This is a genomic window from Rhizobium sp. 01T444 (assembly GCF_056398305.1).
The window spans coordinates 100,248-114,124 of sequence record NZ_JBFTPD010000009.1; the positions used below are offsets into that span (position 1 = coordinate 100,248).

General features: G+C 60.7%; 14 protein-coding genes and 1 tRNA gene. 10 read left to right on the forward strand and 5 right to left on the reverse strand.

Going from position 1 to position 13,877, the window contains the following annotated elements:
- Positions 1-37: 37 nt before the first annotated feature.
- Genes cysG through AC1DTN_RS15065 form a run of 5 tightly spaced genes read left to right on the forward strand, consistent with a single transcriptional unit; the run spans position 38 to position 5,245 of the window.
- Entirely contained in the window at positions 38-1,474 is a 1,437-nt protein-coding gene (gene cysG, locus AC1DTN_RS15045) for a siroheme synthase CysG (protein WP_477921551.1), read from the forward strand.
- Between the two features lies 1 nt (position 1,475).
- Positions 1,476-1,790, forward strand: coding sequence for a DUF2849 domain-containing protein (locus AC1DTN_RS15050; RefSeq protein ID WP_477921552.1), 315 nt, complete (start codon positions 1,476-1,478; stop codon positions 1,788-1,790).
- An 8-nt stretch (positions 1,791-1,798) separates the two neighbouring features.
- Positions 1,799-3,469: a nitrite/sulfite reductase gene (locus tag AC1DTN_RS15055; RefSeq protein WP_037106157.1), complete on the forward strand. Its 1,671-nt coding sequence runs from the start codon at positions 1,799-1,801 to the stop codon at positions 3,467-3,469.
- A gap of 10 nt (positions 3,470-3,479) precedes the next feature.
- Positions 3,480-3,992 (forward strand): DUF934 domain-containing protein, encoded by a 513-nt coding sequence (locus AC1DTN_RS15060; RefSeq protein WP_007822494.1) that lies wholly within the window; start codon positions 3,480-3,482, stop codon positions 3,990-3,992.
- Positions 3,993-4,033: 41 nt separating this feature from the next.
- Positions 4,034-5,245 carry a UbiH/UbiF family hydroxylase gene (locus AC1DTN_RS15065; protein WP_477921554.1) on the forward strand — a complete coding sequence of 404 codons (1,212 nt, stop codon included), beginning with the start codon at positions 4,034-4,036 and terminating at the stop codon, positions 5,243-5,245.
- A 31-nt stretch (positions 5,246-5,276) separates the two neighbouring features.
- Here the strand turns inward: AC1DTN_RS15065 and AC1DTN_RS15070 are convergent, their stop codons facing one another.
- Positions 5,277-6,026: a cytochrome c biogenesis CcdA family protein gene (locus tag AC1DTN_RS15070; RefSeq protein ID WP_007822496.1), complete on the reverse strand. Its 750-nt coding sequence runs from the start codon at positions 6,024-6,026 to the stop codon at positions 5,277-5,279.
- 538 nt (positions 6,027-6,564) lie between these two features.
- Here AC1DTN_RS15070 and AC1DTN_RS15075 point away from each other — a divergent pair.
- Positions 6,565-6,744, forward strand: a complete 180-nt coding sequence (locus tag AC1DTN_RS15075) for a hypothetical protein (protein ID WP_113183065.1) — start codon at positions 6,565-6,567, stop codon at positions 6,742-6,744.
- Between the two features lie 131 nt (positions 6,745-6,875).
- Here the strand turns inward: AC1DTN_RS15075 and AC1DTN_RS15080 are convergent, their stop codons facing one another.
- From AC1DTN_RS15080 to AC1DTN_RS15095, 4 genes are all read right to left on the reverse strand, one after another.
- On the reverse strand, positions 6,876-7,145 hold the full coding sequence (locus AC1DTN_RS15080) for a hypothetical protein (RefSeq protein WP_007826745.1): 270 nt from the start codon (positions 7,143-7,145) through the stop codon (positions 6,876-6,878).
- Between the two features lies 1 nt (position 7,146).
- On the reverse strand, positions 7,147-7,593 hold the full coding sequence (locus tag AC1DTN_RS15085; protein ID WP_439014901.1) for a helix-turn-helix domain-containing protein: 447 nt from the start codon (positions 7,591-7,593) through the stop codon (positions 7,147-7,149).
- A gap of 80 nt (positions 7,594-7,673) precedes the next feature.
- Complete coding sequence (locus AC1DTN_RS15090; RefSeq protein WP_007826740.1) at positions 7,674-7,928, reverse strand: hypothetical protein; 255 nt, start codon at positions 7,926-7,928, stop codon at positions 7,674-7,676.
- 419 nt (positions 7,929-8,347) lie between these two features.
- Positions 8,348-8,423, reverse strand: a tRNA-Lys gene (locus AC1DTN_RS15095).
- A gap of 306 nt (positions 8,424-8,729) precedes the next feature.
- Between AC1DTN_RS15095 and AC1DTN_RS15100 the strand changes: the two genes are divergently transcribed.
- The 4 genes from AC1DTN_RS15100 (at position 8,730) to AC1DTN_RS15115 (ending at position 13,874) form a co-directional block, all read left to right on the forward strand.
- A complete protein-coding gene (locus AC1DTN_RS15100; RefSeq protein ID WP_439014902.1) occupies positions 8,730-9,557 on the forward strand; it encodes a DeoR/GlpR family DNA-binding transcription regulator in 828 nt (275 codons plus the stop codon).
- Positions 9,544-11,091: an alkaline phosphatase family protein gene (locus tag AC1DTN_RS15105; RefSeq protein WP_439014903.1), complete on the forward strand. Its 1,548-nt coding sequence runs from the start codon at positions 9,544-9,546 to the stop codon at positions 11,089-11,091. The genes AC1DTN_RS15100 and AC1DTN_RS15105 overlap by 14 nt, the downstream gene beginning before the upstream one ends.
- Positions 11,092-11,336: 245 nt before the next feature.
- Positions 11,337-12,983: an ABC transporter substrate-binding protein gene (locus AC1DTN_RS15110; RefSeq protein ID WP_477921557.1), complete on the forward strand. Its 1,647-nt coding sequence runs from the start codon at positions 11,337-11,339 to the stop codon at positions 12,981-12,983.
- A gap of 57 nt (positions 12,984-13,040) precedes the next feature.
- Positions 13,041-13,874: a metallophosphoesterase family protein gene (locus AC1DTN_RS15115; protein ID WP_439014905.1), complete on the forward strand. Its 834-nt coding sequence runs from the start codon at positions 13,041-13,043 to the stop codon at positions 13,872-13,874.
- Positions 13,875-13,877: the final 3 nt, after the last annotated feature.

The window sequence follows — 13,877 nt, forward strand, 5'->3', positions numbered from 1 at the left end:
AGAATGCATATTCGGAGAACTTCGAAGTGGATTGAGAATGCCTCCCAGGACTGAACAGCTTTCGGTATTTCCCGCCTTCTTTCGCGTGGAAGGTCGGACTGCGGCCGTTTTCGGCAATGGCGACGAAGCTTTCGCCAAGGTCCGCCTGCTCTTGAACACGCAGGCGCGCATTGTCGCGCATGCGGATCGCCCTGAAGCCGACTACCATGCTTTTCTGATTGCCAACCGCATCGAGACTGTCCGCGGAGCTTTTGCGCCCGAACAGGTCGAGGGTGCCGTATTGGTGTTTGCGGCAACCGGTGACGCGGATCAGGATCGCCGTATCGTCGATGCCGCACGCGCCGCGAAGATACCGGCCAATGCCGTCGACCAGCCCGATTATTGCGATTTCTACACGCCCGCTCTCGTTAATCGTGCGCCTGTTGCCGTTGCGATCGGTACCGAAGGGGCAGGGCCGGTGCTGGCGCAGATGATCCGAGCCCAGATCGATCAGCTCCTATCGCCCTCGCTCGGCCGTCTCGCCGCTCTTGCGACCAGCTATCGCAAGGTCGTCGAACACCTCGTTCCCCGTGGCGTTTCCCGCCGCATCTTCTGGCGTCGTTTCTTTGCAGGCCCGGTCGCCGATGCTGTCGCTAACGGCAACCTGCCGCAGGCCCGCCGCGCCGCCAATGGTCTGTTGCGCTCGCTGGATCGCGTTGAAGGCCATGTTTGGCTGGTCGGCGCCGGTCCCGGTGCCGAAGATCTCCTGACCTTGCGCGCCCAGCGCGTGATGATGGAGGCCGATGTTATCGTCTATGACGCGCTCGTGCCGCAGGCGATCGTCGATATGGGCCGCCGCGATGTCGAGCGTCTTTCGGTCGGCAAGCGCAAGGGCTGCCATTCGAAGTCTCAGGAGGAGATCAACGATCTCTTGGTCGATCTCGGTCGCCAGGGAAAACGCGTTGTGCGCCTGAAGAGCGGCGATCCGCTGGTCTATGGCCGGGCAGGGGAAGAGATGGCAGCGCTACGCGCGGCCGGCATCTGCTATGAGATCGTGCCCGGCATCACCTCCGCCTTTGCCGCTGCCGCCGATTTCGAGCTGCCTCTGACGCTGCGCGGCGTTGCCTCTTCGCTGGTCTTTACGACCGGACATGATCTGACCGGCGACGTTTTGCCGGATTGGGCGAGCCTTGCCGTGTCGGGCGCCACGATCGCTGTCTATATGGGCCGCACTGTCGCGGCCTCTGTTGCCGAACGTCTTATGCAGGCCGGCATTCCCTCGGAAACCACAGTCGCTGTCATCGAAAATGCCAGCCGTCCGGATCGCCGCCTGTTGCACGGAATCCTGCGCGATCTTCCCGACCTGCAGCACCGTGACGAGTTGACGGGACCGGTCATGGTCATTATCGGCGATGCGGTCGCAGGCGCCAATTTCGAACTGTCCGAACCGCTGGTGCGTGAACGCATCCGGTTCGATGAACTTGCAAGGAGCTGACATGGTAGACAAGGTTCTGACCGCCAACCGCCTGACGGACGGCGTTGCCGTCTGGCTGAACGCCAATGGCGAATGGGTGACCTCGTTGCAGGAGGCGCTCGTCGCCCGCCATGCCGAAGCCGTCGCTGCCCTTGAGGAGATCGGCAAGAAATCCTATGCGGACAACAAGGTCGTTGACGTTGCTGTCGTCGAAGTTCAGGAAACCAACGGCCAGCTCTGGCCGCTGCGTCTGCGCGAGCGCATTCGCGCCCAAGGTCCGACCATGGAATATGCGGCTGGCTACAAGCCGGCCGATCCAGAATTCATTGCAGTCTGAGGAAGACGATGTACCGTTACGACGAATTTGACCACGCCTTTGTCGCCGAGCGCGTCGAGCAGTTTCGCGATCAGGTTCAGCGCCGCCTTTCCGGCGAGCTGGCCGAGGACGCATTTAAGCCGCTGCGCCTGATGAATGGTGTTTATCTCCAGCTTCATGCCTACATGCTTCGCATCGCCATTCCCTATGGCACGCTGAGCTCGCGCCAGCTGCGCATGCTCGCCCATATCGCGCGCACCTATGACCGCGGCTATGGCCACTTCACCACGCGCCAGAACCTGCAGTTCAACTGGCCGAAGCTGTCGGACATGCCTGATGTGCTGGCCGAGCTCGCGACGGTCGAAATGCACGCCATGCAGACCTCGGGCAACTGCATTCGCAATGTGACGGCAGACCATTTCGCCGGTGCCGCCGCCGATGAAGTCGCTGATCCGCGCCCCTATGCCGAGATCCTGCGCCAGTGGTCTTCCGTTCATCCGGAATTCTCCTTCCTGCCGCGCAAGTTCAAGATCGCCGTCACCGGTGCCGAGCGCGACCGCGCTGCCATCCAGGTCCACGACATCGGTCTGCATCTGAAGAAGAACGACAAGGGCGAAATCGGCTTTGCCGTTTATGTCGGTGGCGGTCAGGGCCGCACGCCGATGGTTGCCAAGCTGATCCGCGACTTCCTGCCGGAAGAGGATCTCTTGTCCTACACGACCGCAGTCATGCGCGTTTATAACCTGCATGGCCGCCGCGACAACAAGTACAAGGCCCGCATCAAGATCCTCGTTCACGAGACCGGCGCTGAAGAGCTTGCCCGTCAGGTCGAAGTCGAATTCGCACAGCTGAAGGATTCCGAGCTGAAGCTGCCGGAACAGGACGTGCAGGCCATCACCGCTTATTTCGCGCCGCCGGCTTTGCCGCAACGTGCCGAGGGTTGGGAAAACCTCGCCCGCTGGAAGAAGGCCGATCCGGCTTTCGCCCGCTGGGTTCAGCAGAATGTCCAGCCGCACAAGAACCCCGATTACGGCATGGTGACGATCTCGCTGAAGCCGATCGGCGGCATTCCGGGTGATGCGTCGGACTCACAGATGGATGCGATCGCCGATATTGCCGAAGAATATGCCTTCGACGAGATCCGCGTCAGCCACGAGCAGAACCTCATCCTGCCGCATGTCGCTCTCGCCGACCTCGAAGCCGTCTATCGCGGCCTCGTCGCGATCAATCTCGCTGAAGCCAATGCCGGCCTGATCACCGATATCATCGCCTGTCCGGGGCTCGACTATTGCGCGCTCGCCAATGCGCGCTCCATTCCGCTCGCCCAGGAAATCTCCCGCCGCTTCGGCGATGCGGCCCGTCAGGCCGAGATCGGCGAGCTGAAGATCAAGATCTCCGGCTGCATCAATGCCTGCGGCCACCACCATGTCGGCCATATCGGCCTTCTGGGCGTGGAAAAGAAGGGTGCCGAACTCTACCAGATCACGCTGGGCGGTTCCGGCGACGAGCACACCTCGATCGGCGAAATCATCGGCCGCGGCTTCGAGCCGGACAAGGTGACGGATGCGATCGAAACGATCGTCGATACCTATCTCCGCCTGCGTCTCGATCCCTCGGAAATCTTCCTCGCCGCCTACCGCCGTGTCGGCCCGCAGCCTTTCAAGGAAGCGCTCTACGGCTCGGCAGCGGAAGCGGCATAAGGAGGGGATGATGACGAAGATCTGGAGAGAAACCGGTTTTATCGAGAACGATCCCTGGGTGATCGAGACCGACGAGGTGAAGGCGACGGGCGATCAGAAGCCGCTGCTGACGCTCGACGAGCTGATCGCCAAGGCTGACGAGAGCAATGATGTCGGCTTGGGCGTGGTCATCAGGCCGGCGGACGATGTCTTGAAGCTCGAGCCCTATCTCTATCGCCTGGAGATCGTGGCTGTCGCATTCCCGGCCTTCAACGATGGCCGAGCCTTTAGCCATGCTTCGCTGCTGCGCCAGCGCCTCGGTTACACTAACGAGCTGCGCGCCGTCGGCGACGTGCTGATCGACCAGGTGCCGCTGATGCTGCGCGTCGGCATCGATAGTTTCGCCGTTACCAACGAGACGGCGATCCGCCGCCTGTCGGAAAAGCGCCTGCCGTCCATTCCGCATCATTATCAGCCGGCGGTGCGTGACGCCGAAGCCGGCAAGGGCTATAGTTGGCGCCGTCAGGCAAAGCCGGCCGCCTGAGGCTGCCGGTTCTGCCGTCTTTTTGATGACGGAACGATAGCATGAGCAAATTCGAAGTGGCGGTGATCGGCGGCGGTCTCGCCGGCATGATCGCCGCAGTCGCCCTGGCGCGCGGCGGTCGCAACGTGGCGCTGGTCGCCCCTCCATCCCCCAAGGAAGATCGCCGCACCACGGCGTTGATGGACCAGTCGATTCGCTTTCTGGATCGCCTGACACTCTGGGAAAAGCTTCGCCCGGCAGCCGCACCACTCACCAGCATGCGCATCATCGACGGCACCAACCGTCTGCTGCGTGCGCCGACGACGACCTTCCGCTCCGCCGAAGTCGGGCTGGATGCCTTCGGCTATAATTTCCCGAACAAGGCATTGATGGATGTGCTCGAAGCTGCGGTGGCCGCTGAGGGCAATATCAGCCGTTTCAGCGACATGGCCGAGACGATCGGGATCGCTCCGGAATCTGTAACGATCACGCTCGCAGGCGGAGAAGAGATCAGTGCCGATTTTGCTATCGGTGCTGATGGCCGCAAATCGAAGCTGCGGGAGACGGTCGGCATCGATGTGCGCACTTGGTCTTACCCACAATCGGCCATGGTGCTGAACTTCGTGCACACGCTGCCGCACCAGAACATCTCCACAGAGTTCCACACAGAGCACGGCCCCTTCACCCAGGTACCGCTGCCGGGCAACCGCTCCAGCCTTGTCTGGGTACAGAATCCCTCGGATGCCGCAGCCCGCGTCGAGCTGTCGCTCGCCGAACTCGGCAATGTCGTGGAAGAGCGCATGCAGTCCCTGCTCGGCAAAGTCACTGTCGAGGAGGGCGTGCAGATCTGGCCGCTGTCGGGCATGATGGCGCATCGTTTTGGCAAAAGCCGGATCGCACTGATCGGCGAGGCCGCACACGTCTTCCCGCCGATCGGCGCCCAGGGCCTGAATCTCAGCCTTCGCGATATCATGGCGCTGACCGATCTTCTCTGCGCGCGCGCGGAATTGCCTGTCGCCGCCGATGCCGGCACAAGCTTCGACCGTAAACGCCGTGCCGATATCATGACGCGCACCGCAAGCGTCGATCTTCTGAATCGTTCGCTGCTCTCCGATTTCTTGCCGGTACAGGTTCTGCGCGCCGCAGGCCTGCATGTCCTCTCAGCCATTCCGCCGCTGCGCAATATCGTCATGCGCGAAGGCATCGAACCGGGGCGCGGCCTCCGCGATATTCCTGATGCGATCAAGGAACGGCTGAGCCGGAAGAAAGCCTGATTTGTTGCAATATACCGGCTGAGCTTGGCGCTCAGCCGATTTGCATAAGGATCGGAAAGGTCTGCTGGAACCAGATCGCGACATTGCTGACCCAGCCAAGCAGGAAGGCAAGCCCCGTCAGCACAAGGAAGACGCCCATGATCTTCTCCACCGTGCCGAGATGCCGGCGGAAGCGCGACAGGAAGCGCATGAAGGCCCCGGAAAAGCCGGCAGCGATCCAGAAGGGCACGGCAAGGCCGAGCGAATAGACGGCAAGCAAACCCGCACCTGAGCCGACCGTTTCACGCGATGCGGCAACGCCGAGGATTGCCCCGAGCACGGGCCCGATGCAGGGCGTCCAGCCGAACGCGAAGGCAAGTCCCATGATATAGGCGCCTGTCAGCGTCGCCGGCTTGCCATTGCCCTGGAAACGGGCTTCCCGCGCCAAGAGGCCGATTCGGAAAAGCCCGAGAAAATTCAGCCCCATGACGATGATGATCAGGCCGCCGATCTTGGAAAGCAGATCGAGGTGCTGGCGCAGCACCATGCCGATGGTCGAGGCGCCGGCGCCGAGCGCCACGAAGACGGTCGCAAAGCCGAGCGTGAAGAAAAGCGCCGAAAAGAGCACGCCGCGCCGCACATCCGGTGCCGCAGCAACCGTGCCGCCGCCGCGGAACTGCTCGACCGAAATGCCCGCCATATAGCAGAGATAAGGCGGAACGAGTGGAAGCACGCAAGGCGACAGGAAGGAAAGCGCTCCGGCAAGCAGCGCGCTCCAAAGGGAAATATCGGCAATCGACACGCATTCTCTCCGGCAGCAGTCTGAGCGATGTTCCTAGCGCCGCAAAGGGGTGATTGCCAATCACCTTTTTGCGCTGAGCGCAGCCGGGCGGATCTCCAAATTGCCGCAGGCCTTGAGGCAGCTCTGTCCATCCCAACACGGGACAGGGCATGTGGATATTAACCGCGCGCAAACCATCTTTGGCTCTGTGAATGGATCGACTCGGGCATGACCGGTGGTATTGCCCGGCATTTGCAGGCACCCCACTGCGAATGCCGGGAGGTCCGGCCGGCGGACATACGAGGCCGACGCCGGATCTCTCGCTACTCTATCCGGCCTGTTGGCTACGGCGGCCAAGAGCAAGCTTGTGATGTCGTTTAGTTGCGATGACTGTTTGGTGCTGGTATGCGCTACAGCATCGGCCCGAAAATCGGAATCGATTTTCGGAAAGCCGATGCGTAGATTCAAAGAGTTAGAGCGTCCTTTGTGCATCCGAATGAACGCAGGGCGCTCTAGCGTGAGAGATTGACGCTGGAACATCCACCGAGGAGAAACATTGATGAGCAGATTTCGGGCATTGGTAGCAGCCGGAGCGCTGATCGGCATCTCGCTGCTCACCGCGTGCGCAACTCCCCCGAATTCATACGGCTCCGCTTCGGGCTACGTGCCGGGAGATTCGATGAATCGCGCCTGTGCAGATGGCTTCAGGCCCAGGGATGGTCGCTCCTGCAGCTACTGACGGTGAGCATCGCGAATTCGCGTTGAGAAACTCGCTTCCGGCACCAGTGCCGGAAGCTTAAAGGTCTCCTCAATGTGGCAGTGCACGGATTGGTAGGCCGCGAGGAGAGGCCAGGGAACGGGTCGATCCCATCAATGCACCAGCGGCTCATCCTCATCGAGAAAGCTTCGCACGCCATCTCGTTCTGCGGTGGCCAGGAACTCTTCCCAAGCTTCCAGATCCGTGGCGAATGCATCTTCCCAGGTCGTCACGACCTCGGTTTGCGAAATGACCTCGAGAGTCCAATCGCCATTGGTGCCCGCCGGCCGATGTATATCGACGAGCACGGTTACGCCGTCGTCTTCGAACTCGCCGGAGAAATCGGAATGCTCGAGCTTTGGTTCTTTGGGTGTTTTCGCCATTTTAACCTCCAGCACCAGGAGGTGCATCATTCTCATAAAACTCGCGATACTGAATGGTCTCGCGCTCTTTGACGTCGATCGACGCGCCGGAAGGCTGCGTCAGGCGTACACCTGGGCCGCCTGAACCGGAATAGTTCCCATCAAGAAAGGTGACGCCGGCGGCTTGCAATACCGCAATGACTGAAGCGACGTTATTGCGCATGCCCTCGACAGCGCCCTCGCTGGCTTCCATGCGTCGCAGGGTCGGTGCTGATACATTTGACCTGCTGGCCAGCTCAACCTGACCAATCCCCAGTAAAACGCGGGCGGCCGCCAACTGTCGGCCGGTTAAATGATCAAAATCGCTCATTATGAAAATATCGCCCGATACGCTCTGTCGATGGGATTTATTATCATTGTGAGCGAAATTAATCAATGAAAACGCCTCGCAGTGAGGAGATGGGATCATTGGGCTTGTGCCCCTGGCAGCCCTTACAACCCGGCCGGTATATGCGCAGTACGGTTCCGATTTGCAACTGATCGACCTGGCTACCGCTTTTCCCGGGCGTCACCTGGCAAAGCATCAATTAGCTGATGCACCTTTCCGGTGGCGAAGACGATGTCTTCGCGCGGCAGATGGACCGTTATCTCAATCTCCTCCCATCTGCCGCCATGGTCTTTTGCGAACCTGACAGCGGCTTCCAGAGAGGTGAATTGCACGGCCGGTGCGTTGGCGGTCCAGAACTGCACGCTGCAGTCCGCCGCACTGTAATCTGTAAATGCCTTCTGAGGATCTAGGGCCATGGCACGTGCTTTACACCGACGCCGCTTGATTGGCCAGCGAATGCCCGCCTTGTATGCGAACGTCAAGAAAACCTGAGCGACCCCCCAGCCTCAGAGAAGAGCGAGTCGTTCATCAACTGGGCGTGCCTGTGCCGCGTTGCCAGAGAGAAGGACATGACCAAACTTTCAGAGAAATCACAGGAGTTAGCGGCCGATGGCCAAGGCGTGAACATGACACAGAGGGCGGCAGTGTCGCAGATTCCTCGCGATTCGACTGGAAGGCGGCCGGCCCATCGCTTTGCTAACTCGGCAAATTCCCGATGTGGCTTGCGCCAGTCGTGTTCCGCAAATGCTCGCCATGTGCCGTAAAGGCTGGGCAATAGGCGTCAACAATCTGCGCCGGTTGTTATCTCTACGGATTTGATTTCATTAGGAAATTATGGTGAGAGCGTCGGGGTTCGAACCCGAGACCTACTGATTAAAAGTCAGTTGCTCTACCGGCTGAGCTACGCTCTCACTCTCCGCGGTGCGAAGCACCCCGGCCGGAAGTGCGCGGAACATATGCAGGTGACCTATCGCGGTCAACTGAAAAAATCCTCCTATTTACGCGTTTGGCGCATTTCTTGCGGACGTGCCATTTTTCGGAAACTGCCCACCCACCGATCATTTGATCTCGTCACAGCGAGCGACAAAGGCGCATAGCGCGAAAATGTGGAGCTTTGTGCGACTTTGAGGGCATAAACAAAAACATCAAAAAACTGTCACGGCATTGAAACATGACCGGCCTAGAAATGCCACGTCATCAAGGCGAGCAGTTGTTTCATGTCCAAGCTTCCCGCAGCCAGCCGTCACCAGACCATCATCCGTCTCATCAATGGCGGCAGCGGCATGTCGATTAGCGCGATTGCCGAGACCTTCGGTGTTTCGACAGAAACCATCCGGCGCGATCTCGTGACGCTGGAGCGGGGCGGCTCGCTGCAGCGTGTTTACGGCGGCGCGATTCCATCAGGCCGCGAGGCGGCGCTCGACGAGCGCGTCAACATGGAGCGGGCTGAAAAGCAGGCGATCGGCAATCTCGTCGCCGCGATGATCCAGCCCGATCAATGGATATTCATGACGGGCGGAAGCTCGGTGCTTGCTGTCGCCCAGGCGATGCGCAATGGCCCGCCGGTAACGGTCATGACCAACATGCCAGCTATCGGCGAGGCGCTGCAGGCGGGCCTGCGTCACAAGGTGATCCTGACCGGCGGCGAATATGATTATAACGGCAAGACGCTGCTGGGCGACGAAGTATTCGACGCGATCCGCGACTGCAGCTTCGACCTGTCGATCATCGGCGTCTACGGCCTCGATGCCGAATACGGGCTGGTCGAGCGCACCAAGCACTACATGCAGCTCAAGACACGGCTCGCCGCACAGAGCCGTTCCAATGTCTATGTGGCCGACCACACCAAGATTGGCGCCGTCGGCCGCTACCGCAGTATTCCATTCTCCGAAATCGAGACCTTCGTGACCGACCAGCCGCTGGAGGAGCCATTCGTGCGCCTGCTGACGGAGGCCGGCGCCAGTGTCCTCTATCCCCAAAGCGTCAATGACAATGCCGGTCCGACCGGCACGACAATAGAAGAGAAGGTGAATGAAGATGACTGATGTCCGCCATGTCATCGTGCTCGGTGTCGACGGCCTGCGGCCGGATATGATCGACGCGACGACCATGCCCAATCTCGCGGCGCTGAAGACGTCCGGTGTTACGAGCCGCGATCACCGCACGGTTTTCCCGAGCGAGACGCGCGGCGCGCTGACGGCGCTTGCAAGCGGTGCACGCCCCGAAACGACGGGCGTTCTCGGCAACGAGTTCTACTCGCGCGATGGCTCCGGCCGGCTGACCGGCACCGACACGATCCACGACTGGCGGGCCGGCGACCGGCGCCTCGTCGGCGGCATGGCGACCGCGACCAATCTGTCGGAAACGCTTGCCAAGCATGGGCTCTCCTTCGCGACCGTCACGTCGAGCGGGCAGGGCTCCTTCACCGCGCTGAACTGGAAGGGCGCCGACTGGGGGCAGGCGGGTTTTAATGTTCGCCATCCGGCAATCGCCTTCCCGCCGGAGCTTGCCGTCGAGATTGCCGAACGGCATTCCGTTCCGCCGACCGGCTTCAACCGCGGCGCCGAGCGGCGAGCGGTCTCTGTCTTCACCGATAGCGTCTGGCCTGCCAGGAAACCGTCGGCGGCGATCATCTGGCTGACCGAGGTCGACAGCGCCTCGCATGTCCACGGCCTCGGCGCCGAAGGCATGCTCGCCTCGATGCGCGATTGCGATGCGGCGATCGGTGACCTCATGGAGTGGCGCGAACGCCAGCCGGAGCGGCATGCAATTGCGATATTCGTGACCTCGGATCACGGCCATTCCACCTCGGCGAAATTCATTTCCGTCGGCGAAGCGTTGAGAGACGCGGGCATTTCGGCGGACCACCACTTCGATAATGACGCCGACATCCTTTACCGCGGCGGCCGCGCCCCTGGTCTCTGGCTGCGCAAGTTCGACCGCGGTCTGCTGCAGGCAGCCTTCGATGTGCTGGCCGCACAGGAATGGTACGGCGCGACCTTCACGCGGGCGATCGCACCGGGCGCAAGTGAGGGCATCATCGCCGGCACGCTGGCGCTAGGGTTGTCGGGCGCGGCACATCGCCGTGCGCCGGATCTCTATATCAACCTGAAGGGCGATAACGACAGCAACGCCCATGGCATTCCCGGCACCTCTTACTGCGATGCTGCAAACTACAACATTCCGGTTGGGGGCGGCACGCATGGCGGCCTGCATGCGACCGAGCTTGCTGCCGTGCTCGTCGGTGGCGGCGCCGGCATCCGCAGCGGCGGCGAGGTGATCGCCTCGCGCACCGGTATCTACGACATTGCCCCGACCGTGCTGCATCTTCTCGGTGTCGAGCCGGCCGCCACGATGACTGGCCGCGTCATGCACGAATTGCTGGAAGGCGGCCAGCCAGTTTCGGCACCTGTCGTCACCCACTTTACCGCATCTGCCGGCGACAAGGTCTCCCGCATCGCGATCGCCCGCGTCGGGACCCATCACTATATCGACGAAGCCGATCTCGTCCTCGAAGGCAGGCCGGCCGCCGAGCCGATGCGGCGCGAGGAACTGAAGGTCGAATTGCAGACCGCATAAGCATGACGCGCAAAAACGCGCAGCGGTTTTGCGATAACGGCATACGCAAAACAAAAAACTAAAGCGTGGCAGACGCATCTGAAAGATCGCGGCACGCTTTAAGCATTTTCACCAAACAGCGCCCCGATTAGCCGGGGCGCTTCATTCAGATCCCGGACGCAGGCCGACTGAGGAGTGACAGGCGAACGGCGAAGCCATGCCGGCTTTCCGAAGCCGGCGCCATTTTTCCGAACGGAGACATAGCCATGAACATGAATTTCAGAACATTGTCACTGACATCAGCCCTTCTTGCCACTACAGTCCTCGGCTTCAACCAGATCGCGCGTGCCGAAGACCGTCCGACCATCAATGTCGCGCTGCAGAGCATGGGCAGCGCCGGGACGCTCGACACGACCGACAATACGGGTACGGCAGCCCGCAAATATCAGAACGACATCTACGAGCAGCTGATCGCGCTCGATCTGTCCGATCCGAACCTCGGCGCCAAACCGGGCCTCGCCACCGAATGGAAGTGGGTTTCGCCTGAGATCCTGGAAGTGAAGCTGCGCCAGGGCGTCAAGTTCCACAACGGTGATGAGATGAAGGCCGATGACGTGGTCTTCTCCTTCTCCGACGAACGCTATGGCCTGCTGCCGGAACAGGCAAAGGCCCGTGACGCCAACCAGCCCACCTTCGCCCGCGCCGACGGCACGACCGGCATCGTTCCTCCGGCCGTTACCGCCGCAGGCCGCAAGTCTGAATGGCCGCTCTTGAAGTCGGTCGAGAAGGTCGATGACTACACCGTCCGCTTTGTCATGCAGAAGTCGACGCTTGACACCGAAGCGCGTCTCGCCCGCGTCAACTATGCCGCCATCATCTCCAAGCGCGCCTTCCAGAACGCTAAGTCCTGGAAGGATTTCGCCCTGCATCCAGTCGCAACCGGCCCTTACAAGGTCGACAGCGTCGATCAGGGTTCAGCCATCCATCTCGTTGCCCATGACGATTACTGGGGCGGCAAGCCACCGATCGCCAAGCTGAACTTCAACATCGTTCCAGAAGCCGCAAGCCGCATCAACGGCCTGCTATCCGGCGAATACGACATCGTTAGCGACGTCGGTCCGGACCAGGTTCCGATGATCAAGGGCAATTCCGATTTCGAAGTCGCCGGCGGTCCGGTTGCCAATATCCGCTTCATCGCGCTCGACACCAACAACGGCCCGCTGAAGAACAAGCTGATCCGCCAGGCTCTCTCGCACTCGATCGACCGCCAGACGATCGTCGACTCGCTCTGGGGTGGCCTTACCGCCGTTCCGCAGGGCTTCCAGCATAAGCTGTTCGGCGATCTCTTCGTGGACGATTTCAAGTCGCCGGCCTACGATCCGGAGTTCGCCAAGAAGCTGTTGGCCGAGGCCGGTTACAAGGGCGAACCGATCACCTATCGCGTGCACAACGACTATTATCCGAACGAGCTGACGGTCGCCCAGTTCGATCTCGATAATCTGCGCAATATCGGCTTCAACATCGACTTCTCGGTTGTCGACAACCCGAACGACCCCGCTCCTGATCGTATGATGCAGGATCTCTCGAATACGGCATATTTCGCCTATCCGGTCGCGCTGCTCGCCAACAATTGCCCGAACGGCACCTACCACAGCGGTACGAACCCGAAGACCGGCATGTGGAAGAACGAGGAGTTCGACAAGCTCTGCAACGTCCTGAACACCTCGACAGACAGGGCCGAAGTCAAGAAAGCCTTCGCTCGCGCGCTTGAAATCATCGAAGTCGAGGATCCGGCTCTGATCGTCCTGCACCAGAACGCCATCCTCTACGGCAAGCGCGCCGACATCCAGTGGAAGCCGTCGGCCATGTTCGTCATGGATTTCCGTCCGGGCGCTTTCTCCATCAAGAAGTAATGCAGGCGGGGCGGGGTGCTGGCCAACCCGCCCTCCATTCTCCCGAGGATAGTATTGATGATTGCCCCGATGCGCCGCGTGCTGCCCGTCGACAGGACGGATGGTGACTGGCCTGAATTCGACACTGCAAGCCCTGCCGTTACAGGCGCGCGCCGGATCTATGCGATCGGCGATATCCACGGCTATGGCAATCTTCTCGAAGCCATGCAGCAGGCGATTGCTGCCGATATGGAGCAGCACCCGGCAGAGCAGGCGCTGATCATCTATCTGGGCGATCTCATCGACCGCGGTCCGAATTCTCTTGATGTCATCGACATGATCATCGACCACAGGGCAAACCCGCCGGCCAATGCGCAGGTTATGTGCCTCAGAGGCAATCATGACGATTGGCTGATCGCCTTTGTCGACGATGCCGGTGTCGTTTCGCCCTGGGCTTTGAAGGGTGGACTTGAGACGCTCACCTCCTACGGGCTCTCGAAAGATGATGTGCTCGCAGCAGTAGCCGATCCGGATCTTGCCGAGGCGCTGCGGCAGCAATTTCTGTCCGCGCTTCCGAAACGTCATAAGGATTTCATGCTCTCGCTGCCATTCTCGCACAGCGATGGCGATTATTTCTTCGCCCATGCCGGGGTCGATCCGGATCGCCCGCTCGCCGATCAGCGGCGTGAGGATCTGACATGGATACGCGACAAGTTTCTGCTCTCGCGCAAGAATTTCGGCAAGGTCGTCGTCCACGGACACAGCCACCGCGATGCAGTCGAAAGCTTTCCGAACCGCATCAACGTCGATACCGGCGCCTATGTGCAGCAGATCTTGAGCTGCGTGATCCTGGAAGGCCGGGAACGTTACGTCCTGCAGGTCGGCAATATCACCCAGCAAGAGAGTCAGTAACGG

Bases quoted from the DNA above. Each gene is read 5' to 3' on its own strand.
- cysG (WP_477921551.1), top strand. From the start codon at position 38: ATGCCTCCCAGGACTGAACAGCTTTCGGTATTTCCCGCCTTCTTTCGC.
- AC1DTN_RS15050 (WP_477921552.1), top strand. From the start codon at position 1,476: ATGGTAGACAAGGTTCTGACCGCCAACCGCCTGACGGACGGCGTTGCC.
- AC1DTN_RS15055 (WP_037106157.1), top strand. From the start codon at position 1,799: ATGTACCGTTACGACGAATTTGACCACGCCTTTGTCGCCGAGCGCGTC.
- AC1DTN_RS15060 (WP_007822494.1), top strand. From the start codon at position 3,480: ATGACGAAGATCTGGAGAGAAACCGGTTTTATCGAGAACGATCCCTGG.
- AC1DTN_RS15065 (WP_477921554.1), top strand. From the start codon at position 4,034: ATGAGCAAATTCGAAGTGGCGGTGATCGGCGGCGGTCTCGCCGGCATG.
- AC1DTN_RS15075 (WP_113183065.1), top strand. From the start codon at position 6,565: ATGAGCAGATTTCGGGCATTGGTAGCAGCCGGAGCGCTGATCGGCATC.
- AC1DTN_RS15080 (WP_007826745.1), bottom strand. From the start codon at position 7,145: ATGGCGAAAACACCCAAAGAACCAAAGCTCGAGCATTCCGATTTCTCC.
- AC1DTN_RS15085 (WP_439014901.1), bottom strand. From the start codon at position 7,593: ATGATCCCATCTCCTCACTGCGAGGCGTTTTCATTGATTAATTTCGCT.
- AC1DTN_RS15090 (WP_007826740.1), bottom strand. From the start codon at position 7,928: ATGGCCCTAGATCCTCAGAAGGCATTTACAGATTACAGTGCGGCGGAC.
- AC1DTN_RS15100 (WP_439014902.1), top strand. From the start codon at position 8,730: ATGTCCAAGCTTCCCGCAGCCAGCCGTCACCAGACCATCATCCGTCTC.
- AC1DTN_RS15105 (WP_439014903.1), top strand. From the start codon at position 9,544: ATGAAGATGACTGATGTCCGCCATGTCATCGTGCTCGGTGTCGACGGC.
- AC1DTN_RS15110 (WP_477921557.1), top strand. From the start codon at position 11,337: ATGAACATGAATTTCAGAACATTGTCACTGACATCAGCCCTTCTTGCC.
- AC1DTN_RS15115 (WP_439014905.1), top strand. From the start codon at position 13,041: ATGATTGCCCCGATGCGCCGCGTGCTGCCCGTCGACAGGACGGATGGT.